This window comes from Moorena sp. SIO4A5, assembly GCF_010672005.1.
GTDB lineage: Bacteria > Cyanobacteriota > Cyanobacteriia > Cyanobacteriales > Coleofasciculaceae > Moorena.
Map to the genome: position 1 here is coordinate 1 of NZ_JAAHHZ010000578.1, position 3,108 is coordinate 3,108.

Here is a 3,108-nt window from a genome sequence, read left to right on the forward strand (position 1 = left end):
TTCGCGAAGCGTGCGCGTAGCGCACAGCATGCCCTTGACATTTAAGTTCTCGACTACTACCACTTGATTTTGATCTACTATCTTTCTAGATAGCTTGTGCAGATAGTCTTGGCGGACATTTCCAATCCGTTCGTATACCTTAGCTACAATTTTGCGCGCTTTTTTGCAACCATTGCTGCCCTTCTTTTTACGGGCTGCGATACGTTGTTTTTTAGCTAATTTCTTTTCGTATTTAGCTAAGTGTTTGGGATTGCCAAATTTAGAATTATTCTCGCCATCGTAGGTAATCGCAAAATCCTTGATGCCCAAGTCAATGCCAATCACGTTCCCTTCTTGAGATACTTTAACCTCTGTTGATTCGTATTCCACTAGAATAGAAGCGTAATACTTGCCAGAAGGGTCAAAGCTTACTGTTACAGTCTTAATTTCCCCTTCTAATGGTCGATGAATTACAGCTTTAACAACTCCTAATTTTCCTGGGAACTTTAGGCTATTGCCCACCTGTTTTACATTTTGGGGATACTGGATTGACTGGCGATGATGATATGACTTGAATCTAGGGTATTTTGCTCTTCCTTGGCCTATTGGCCACGCTACGCGAACAAAAAAGTTCTGATAGGCACGACTAAGATTCAAGCTCACAGATTGTAAAACCTGAGAGTAGCATTCTTTTAGCCATTCAGTCTCTTTTTCTTTTTTGAGTTTTGGCAACATAGAGTTGAGTGCAGATTGCTTCAGTCCTTTTCCCGTTTCTTTGTAGGTTTCTATACATTGATTCAATGCATAATTCCACCACCAGCGAGCACATCCAAAGTGCTGAGCTAGTATCATTACTTGTTCTTTTGTGGGATAGATTCTGACTTTGACGGCTTTATGTTTCATTGCACTCAACCCTGTTATCGACCTTACTTACTATTATGTAGAGTTCACAGTAAGGTGTCAAGGTGTTGCCTCAAATTCCTGGCTCGCTATCTATCCCCAACCTCCTTGGCCGTAGGCCACGCTACGCGAACGTAGAGGTTGGGGAATTCCGCGAGTTTTTGTTAAAGAATCCCACGACTAAAATGCGTGGGATTTGAGGTCATTAATCATTAGTATTTTGTTAATTGTTAATTGTTAATGGCTAATTGTTAATTGACCATGGACAATTAACCATATCCTAGTATTCAATGACCAATGACTAATGACTAATCACCAATGACTTAGGAGGTCAGTTGTCAGCCGCCAGCTGTCAGCTGACAGCTGACGTAACAGAGATTAAACGAATGCTTACCTGTTTTATTCAAAAGCTGTTCAGTGTAGCTTGCCCTATGCCCATAAGCTGAACGCGCATGCGTGCGCGTAGCGCATTAGCTGATAGCTGATAGCTTACCTTAGGACTTAGGAGACATTGCTTGAATAATGTAATCGAAGAAGGGACCTGTCAGCTCAGCATCCTCATCGGTTAGGATTCCCAAAGATGCCTCTTTTAAGCAATTCATGGCTTCTGACATCCCTGCCATTGGCACACCTAGGGCATTATACATTTCTCTTGCCCCGATGATACCAATGTCTTCAATAGGTTTCTGATCACCAGCAAGCACACCATAGGTGACCAAGCGCAAGTACCAACCATAGTCCCGTAAACACTGATTGCGTTCACGCTGACCATAGGCATTCCCTCCTGGTGCTATGAAGTCAGGGCGTTTCTGCCATAGCTGACTGCTGGCTTTTTGTACAATCTTTTTTTCATTTTCCGACAGGGTGGCAACAATGCGCAATCGCTGCTCACCGGTTTGCAAAAAATCATTGATACTTTTGAGTTCACCAGAGCTGAGGTATCTCAGCTCGTCATCGGCATTGAGAATGACTTGACTAACTACACTCATGTTATTAGTTTATGGAGTTTTTTATTGAGTTACTCAGGCAATTCATCCCGAGCTAAATTACAGATTTTAGCTCGGGACTTGTTGCCAGAACTGTTAATTAGTAGTTTACCGACTTGGGGTGACACAACGGAAGGGCATTGGGCATAAGATCAACAAATAGAGCAAAACCGATGCATGTTTGCTGCCATCGATATTCTCTTTCCCCTCTTACCAGATCCTTCACATCCCCTCGAACCATCCGTTGCCCCCTCTTGGCATCTGTAGCTCGTATTAAAACAAAACTATCAGGATTTACGCAAAACTGCTCACCAAAGGCTATAAGTACTAAGGTACCTTAATAATGCACTGTACAGGTAGCGAGGGGTGCGCCGACCTGAGGGGATTTCTACCATGAGCGACTGAATCCGATCTCTGTACTCTCTACTCCCTACTCCCTACTCCCTACTCCCTATTCCCTGTGCTATATGATGCCAATGATGATAACTAATGAGCCCAGCCCTGAGTGTTGGCAACAAGGTCAACTGATTGAGGTCATGATTACAGACCTCAGTGATAGTGGTGATGGCGTTGGACGGCTAGGAAATCGGGTGGTTTTTGTTCCGGATACTGTCACAGGGGATAAAGCTTTGGTGCGCCTGATTAGGGTCAAACCTAACTATGCCAATGGTAAGTTACACCAACTGTTGGTGGAATCTCCTAATCGTGTTCATCCCAGATGTATCGTGGCGGATAAGTGTGGTGGTTGCCAATGGCAGCATGTGAGCTGGGACTATCAGCAGTTGGCGAAGCAAAATCAGGTGATTCAAGCCCTCAAACGCATTGGTGGATTTAGCGAACCCGCCGTAGCACCAATCTTAACCACAGATTCTTCCTTGGGCTATCGAAACAAAGCTACCTATCCCCTTAAACGCTCAGCAACAGGTTCAGTTCAAGCGGGTTACTACCAAAAAGGTAGCCACCAGCTGATTAATCTTAATCAATGCCCCGTACAAGACCAGCGATTGAATCCTCTGCTAGCGGAAATAAAGCAGGATATTCAGCAGTTGGGGTGGTCGATTTACAACGAAAGCCGCCACCAAGGACGATTGCGTCACCTTTCGTTACAAATTGGAAAACGGACTGGCGAGATGTTGCTGACCTTGGTCACAACGGATCTGAATTTAAAAGACTTGGATGTCCAAGGGCAAACTTGGCTAAATCGTTATCCCCAACTGGTTGGTGTTTGTGTGAATCATAACCC

5 protein-coding genes are annotated in these 3,108 nt (G+C 44.3%); 3 read left to right on the forward strand and 2 right to left on the reverse strand.

Translation table 11 applies throughout. The features are described from left to right. Positions 1-882: RNA-guided endonuclease TnpB family protein (locus F6K57_RS41300; protein ID WP_293074898.1), on the reverse strand; the 882-nt coding region annotated here is incomplete at its 3' end. A gap of 65 nt (positions 883-947) precedes the next feature. Between F6K57_RS41300 and F6K57_RS41305 the strand changes: the two genes are divergently transcribed. Then, positions 948-1,079: a hypothetical protein gene (locus F6K57_RS41305; RefSeq protein WP_293074901.1), complete on the forward strand. Its 132-nt coding sequence runs from the start codon at positions 948-950 to the stop codon at positions 1,077-1,079. Between the two features lie 294 nt (positions 1,080-1,373). On the opposite strand, the gene apcD is transcribed toward F6K57_RS41305, so the two are convergent. Then, positions 1,374-1,868: an allophycocyanin subunit alpha-B gene (gene apcD, locus F6K57_RS41310; protein ID WP_293074904.1), complete on the reverse strand. Its 495-nt coding sequence runs from the start codon at positions 1,866-1,868 to the stop codon at positions 1,374-1,376. Between the two features lie 24 nt (positions 1,869-1,892). On the opposite strand from apcD, the gene F6K57_RS41315 reads away from it, so the two are divergent. Continuing rightward, positions 1,893-2,015: a hypothetical protein gene (locus F6K57_RS41315; RefSeq protein WP_293074907.1), complete on the forward strand. Its 123-nt coding sequence runs from the start codon at positions 1,893-1,895 to the stop codon at positions 2,013-2,015. Between the two features lie 320 nt (positions 2,016-2,335). Then, on the forward strand, positions 2,336-3,108 hold a 773-nt coding region (rlmD, locus tag F6K57_RS41320; protein ID WP_293074910.1), incomplete at its 3' end, for a 23S rRNA (uracil(1939)-C(5))-methyltransferase RlmD.